This is a genomic window from Alcaligenes sp. Lyrl_28 (genome assembly GCF_051948705.1).
GTDB lineage: Bacteria > Pseudomonadota > Gammaproteobacteria > Burkholderiales > Burkholderiaceae_B > Alcaligenes > Alcaligenes ammonioxydans.
In genome coordinates this window covers 1-1,315 of record NZ_JAYJLG010000015.1, presented here as the reverse complement: position 1 = coordinate 1,315, position 1,315 = coordinate 1, and the positions used below count along the sequence as shown (strand labels likewise).

The 1,315-nt window shown below is 60.2% G+C and carries 1 protein-coding gene and 1 other annotated feature; the gene reads left to right on the top strand.

Going from position 1 to position 1,315, the window contains the following annotated elements; all coding sequences use genetic code 11:
* Positions 1-53 precede the first annotated feature (53 nt).
* A protein-coding gene (locus VF694_RS16385; protein ID WP_100214945.1) for an IS3 family transposase occupies positions 54-1,282 on the top strand; the annotation gives its coding sequence in 2 pieces (ribosomal slippage) (positions 54-333 and positions 333-1,282; 1,230 coding nt in all).
* Positions 332-448, top strand: a sequence feature (AL1L pseudoknot). (Overlaps the previous gene by 117 nt.)
* Positions 1,283-1,315 lie beyond the last annotated feature (33 nt).

Below are 1,315 nucleotides of genomic sequence, written 5' to 3'. Positions count from 1 at the left end.
TGAATCGCCCCGGGTTTTGAGGAGGCTCCAACCTTTGAGAGAATGGAGCCACTATGAGTAAGCAGAACAAGTTTTCCCCTGAAGTGCGTGAACGTGCCGTGCGCTTGGTACAGGAGCACCGTGGTGAGTACCCCTCGCTATGGGCGGCTGTTGAGTCCATAGCGCCGAAGATCGGTTGCGTACCGGCTACGTTGCTCGATTGGGTCAAGCGCAGCGAGATCGACAGCGGCATGCGTGATGGCATGACCAGCAGCGAACGCGAACGCATGAAGGCGCTGGAACGAGAGAACAAAGAACTGCGCCGAGCCAACGAGATCCTGAAGTCGGCTAGTGCTTTTTTCGCCCAGGCGGCGCTCGACCGCGAATTGAAGAAATAAACGCCTATATCGACCGGCACCGGGACGTCTACGGGGTCGAGCCGATCTGCACGGTGTTGCAGGTTGCCCCATCAGCGTATCGGCGTCATGCCGCTCGCCAACGACGTCCAGAACTGCGCAGCGCGCGCAGCCAGCGCGACGAGGGTTTGATGGCAGAGATTGGGCGTGTTTGGCAAGCCAACATGCAGGTCTACGGTGTGCGCAAGGTCTGGCACCAGCTGCAGCGTGAAGGCATTGCCGTGGCCCGCTGCACGGTCGAGCGCCTGATGCGCCGCCTCGGTTTGCAGGGGGTGCGCCGGGGCAAACGAGTGCGTACCACCATGGCCGACAGTTCGCAGGCATGCCCACTGGATCGGGTCAATCGGCACTTCCACGCCGACAGACCCAATCAGTTATGGGTCTCAGACTTCACCTACGTGTCGACCTGGCAAGGCTGGCTGTATGTGGCCTTCGTCATCGACGTGTTTGCCCGGCGCATCGTGGGCTGGCGTGTCAGCAACACCATGAGCACAGACTTCGTGCTTGATGCCCTGGAGCAGGCTCTGTATGACCGGAGTCCCGCCGAGTCCTTGATCCACCATTCCGACCGAGGCGTCCAATACGTGTCCATCCGCTACACCGAACGCCTGGCCCAGGCAGGCATTGAACCGTCGGTCGGTAGCCGAGGCGATAGCTATGACAACGCATTGGCGGAAACCATCAACGGGCTGTACAAGGCCGAGCTGATCCATCGCCGAGCGCCCTGGAAAACCAGGGCTGCCGTGGAATTGGCTACGCTGGAATGGGTCGCCTGGTACAACCATCAGCGCCTGCTCGGATCAATCGGGTATATTCCTCCTGCACAGGCCGAAGAACTCTACCACCGTACCCACTCTGACGCTGTGCCGATGAACGCTGTACTTTAACCAAACAGCCTCCTCGATTCCCGGAGCGATTCA